General features: G+C 58.3%; 3 protein-coding genes and 1 pseudogene. All 4 read left to right on the top strand.

Going from position 1 to position 3,653, the window contains the following annotated elements; genetic code table 11:
• A pseudogene (locus tag KBT70_RS02520) lies at positions 1–337 on the top strand (recombinase family protein); the annotation flags it as partial.
• A gap of 196 nt (positions 338–533) precedes the next feature.
• The gene (locus KBT70_RS02515; protein ID WP_296628403.1) at positions 534–998 is read left to right on the top strand and encodes a transposase; all 465 of its coding nucleotides are present in this window, start codon (positions 534–536) and stop codon (positions 996–998) included.
• Positions 995–1,348, top strand: a complete 354-nt coding sequence (tnpB, locus tag KBT70_RS02510) for an IS66 family insertion sequence element accessory protein TnpB (RefSeq protein WP_296628401.1) — start codon at positions 995–997, stop codon at positions 1,346–1,348. The genes KBT70_RS02515 and tnpB overlap by 4 nt, the downstream gene beginning before the upstream one ends.
• Positions 1,349–1,411: 63 nt before the next feature.
• On the top strand, positions 1,412–3,082 hold the full coding sequence (locus tag KBT70_RS02505) for an IS66 family transposase (RefSeq protein WP_296628398.1): 1,671 nt from the start codon (positions 1,412–1,414) through the stop codon (positions 3,080–3,082).
• The last annotated feature ends 571 nt before the right edge of the window (positions 3,083–3,653 follow it).

Genomic DNA, 3,653 nt, shown 5'->3' with positions numbered 1-3,653 from the left:
CTTGGCTTGGGAGGACGTGCTGCGCATCATCAACGGCCCCTTGCCCGAGGCGCGTCGCTGGACCCAAAGCCGTCTCTTGCGCGCCGTGAAGGCCTATGTTCGCGATGGGTTCCTGCCTACCGAGGTGCTGGCCCGCGCCGGGCGCCGCGAAACCGACGACCGCCTGCCCGCCATTATTGCTGCCATCAAGGGCGCGGATCCCGACATCACACTTCAGGCGATCTGCACCCGGCTGGAAGCGATGCGCGAGCGCACGCCCCGCGGGCGAACAAGCTGGCAGCCTTCGTCGGTGAAGATGCTGCTGGAGCGGGCCGAGAGGCTGGGGTTGCTCGACTGAGATCCCCGCGAATCGTCCATCCGATTCTGCCGACTGATTTCTGTACGCACTCACAATACATCTTGTGGTCACTTCGGAGCCGGCAACGAGGTGTTGAAGTAGCGTGTATGCGCTGGCCACATCCCATTGATTTGAGATCTTCCGCGCTTCTTTGATTGGCCGGATACGGTCTCCATCTTTTATGTTGGAGGCTGCTATGGCAGATGGAAGTGGACTTGTGGGTAGGCTGGAAGTTGTTGAACCGCGTCGTGGCAACCGACGTTGGCCTGACGATGTGAAGGCGCGGATTGTCGCGGAGAGTTTTCAACCCGGTGCGCGCGTTGTTGACGTGGCGCGGCACCATGACATTGTCCCCCATCAGCTATCGGACTGGCGACGGATGGCGCGGACCGGTAAATTGGTTTTGCCTGCGGATGTCATGACATCAGTTGGTGATGCAGAGATTTCCTGCCATCGGTCTGAGCCTGCGTTTGTTCCGCTGGAGATCGCGATGACACCGCCGACAGCTGATAACCCATCAGGGCAAGCGCAGAGCGCGCGCGCCGGGATGGGCGGCGAGATATCGGTGACGATTGGGTCTGATGTGATGATCCGGATTCCTGGCACTGCTGATATGGCGCGTGCTGCTGACTTGATCCGCGCGGTACGAGGGGTCTCGTGATTGTCGCGGGGCAGCGGCTGCCGATCGTGATTGCGACAAAGCCGGTCGATTTCCGTCGAGGCCATGATGGGCTCGCAGCAACGGTGCAGAACGAGCTGGGGCTTGATCCACATTCCGGTCTGACGGTGGTGTTCCGTTCCAAGCGTGGGGACAGGTTGAAGATCTTGGTTTGGGATGGAACCGGGCTTGTCCTGATCTACAAGCGGTTGGAGGTTTCCAACTTCGTGTGGCCCAAAATTCAGGACGGCGTCATGCAGCTTTCCCGGGCCCAGTACGAGGCCCTTTTCGAAGGTTTGGATTGGCACCGGATGGTGGCAAAACCGGTTGTGGCGCCTGCTGCGGCAGGGTGACTCAGGGCCAGATTCGAGCGTTGTTTTATTGGGCTTTTCTACTGTTTCATGATAGAAAAGCGCATGTCACAGCCGTTCGATATTCGCCAGTTTCCAGGTCTGCCGCCCGAGGTCGTGAAGGCCTTTGAGGCGCAGCAGTTCGAGCTGGCTGTAGAGCGCGCGGCGCGGCAACATGAACAGGCTGTCGGCGCTGAGAAGGACGTCTTCATCACCGAACTGAAAGCGCTGGTCGAGAAGCTGGAAAGTCAGGTTGCCGACCACCGGCGCACCAAGTTCGGACCCAAGTCGGAAAAGCTGAGCCCCGATCAGCTGGAACTGGCGCTCGAAGATCAAGAGACCGCCATCGCCGAGACGCAGCAACAGATCGATGAGGTGCAGAACAAGCTCGACCAGCTCGACAAGACTGCAAAGGACAAAAAGCCCCGCAAACCGCGTAAGCCTCGCACCCTTCCAGAAGGGCTGCCGCGCGTCGAGCGGGTCATCAATCCCGAAAACATCGTTTGCCCCTGTGGCTGTGGCGATATGGTCAAGATCGGGGAGGATCGCTCGGAGCGGCTGGATGTCATCCCTGCGCAATACCAAGTCGTTGTCACTGTGCGCCCCAAATACGCCTGTCCCAAAGGACGCACGGGCGTGGTCCAAGCCAAGGCCCCGGCGCATCTGCTGGAAAACAGCTGGCCGACCGAAGCCCTGCTGGCGCAGATCACTGTGGCCAAATTTTGCGACTTCAATCCTTTGAACCGGCAATCCGTGGCCATGGCCCGCAACGGCGCGCCGATTGATCGTGCAGTCCTGTCGGATTGGATGGGCCGCACAGGCGCACTGATTGCCCCCGTGGTCGATCACATGGCCATGCTACTTCTGAAAGGCAGCACGCGGCTTTATGTCGATGAAACAACCGCCCCCGTACTTGATCCCGGTCGGGGTAAAACCAAGACGGGATACTTCTGGGCCGTGCTACGCGATGACCGCGGCTGGAACGGACCATCGCCACCTGGCGTCGTGTTCCATTATCGCCCCGGACGAAAGGGCGAATATGCCCAAGAAATCCTCAAAGGCTTCGATGGCACAATCCAGGTGGATGCCTATGGAGGCTACACCGCCTTGGGCACTTCCAAGCGGGTGGGTGGCGCACCCTTGAAGCTGGCCTATTGCTGGTCGCATGGGAGGCGCGCCTTGATCAAGGCGCAGCCCAAAGCAGGATCGCCAATCGTCGATGAGGCCCTGCTGCAGATCGCGGCCATCTATAAGATCGAGGCCGAGATCCGTGGGCTGCCGACCGCGCAAAGGCGTGCGGTTCGGCAAGAGAAATCCCGCCCGCTGGTCGATAAATTCTTTGATTGGCTGAACGCTCAGGCGGGCCGTGTCTCGCGCAAGTCCGAATTGGGAAAAGCTCTGGCCTACATGTTGCGACGTCAGGAGGGCTTCCGTCTGTTTTTGGACGACGGCCATGTCGACATGGATTCCAACCTGGTCGAAAATGCGATCAGAAGTCCCGCCATGACACGCCGCAACACTCTTTTTGCCGGTCACGATGACGGAGCCCGTTGTTGGGCAAGGTTCGCGAGCCTGATCGGAACATGTCGCATCAACGGCGTCGAGCCCTATGCCTACTTGCTCGATCTGTACACCAAGTTGGCCAACGGGCATCTCAAGAAAGACATCGATGCTTTGATGCCATGGGCTTATGCCGCCGCCACGTCCTCACAAATGAGCTCCCCCGGGACTCCCTGACGACCTCGCGCACGCGACAGCCAAATCCCTGTCAACATATGCACTCCGAAAATCCCAATGGGACGCAGGCAGCGCATACGGTTAACATGCGAACTCAGACCCACGCCAATGATTACAATGACTTAAGGGGTGGAGAGGGTTGGCGGCCAGACCCATCCCCTCCCAAACCGCCATAAGCCGACACTGGCCGACATGGAGTAAATTAGTCGAGCCGAGACACGCTGCCCTGTTCTCTAAATTAATTTATTATTTACAATAGCTTAAAGGAATTTTTCGCCGGCTTCAAGTCGTTCATAAAATGTTGCAATGCCCGAGTAGAGAATGTTTGCATCCCGTCCGCCTGTTTTGAGAAATTTACGCGCGCGCGGAGCCTTCGCAGGCATTGAGTACATTTTGACAGATTGCCGCGAAGGACGTCAAAGCGTTGTTTCTACTCATAAATACGCATTGACCGCCATGAGCCGACATAGGGGGTAGAGAGGGTTCGCTGCGTGTGACTCCCTATCCTCGGACGCCCCTGGCAGCGAACTTTTTCTCTGCAACATTTTGCGGTGGGCGCTTTGAAGTCAAA

The organism is Roseovarius sp., from assembly GCF_018066915.1.
Lineage (GTDB): Bacteria > Pseudomonadota > Alphaproteobacteria > Rhodobacterales > Rhodobacteraceae > Roseovarius.
This window is presented reverse-complemented; position numbering and strand designations above follow the sequence as displayed.